Here is a 270-nt window from a genome sequence, read left to right on the forward strand (position 1 = left end):
ACCCTCAATCGCGATCACGCGTTTAAAACGGACCTTGTCCTTCAAAAGAGTTGCGGTTTCTCTACGTTGCTGACGAATTCGCTTGAACCTCTCGATGACCTCTTTTCCGAGTGCATGCGTCGGAACCAGAATCAGGACTTTGGTATCATCTGAAACGTATTCAATTATGGTCTTCAAAACCGTTTCAGTCTTACCCGCACCCGCCGAGACGTTTACGAATTGTGATTGCTTGGTATCGACGAAATTCCTCACGATTGAACGCAGCTTGTC

1 protein-coding gene is annotated in these 270 nt (G+C 47.0%); it reads right to left on the reverse strand.

The features are described 5' to 3' along the window. Window positions 1-270, reverse strand: a 270-nt coding sequence (locus NCR93_RS31705) for a DEAD/DEAH box helicase family protein (protein WP_250532473.1), incomplete at both ends; no start/stop codon positions are given.

Source organism: Caballeronia sp. ATUFL_F1_KS39 (assembly GCF_023630985.1).
Classification (GTDB): Bacteria; Pseudomonadota; Gammaproteobacteria; order Burkholderiales; family Burkholderiaceae; genus Caballeronia; species Caballeronia zhejiangensis.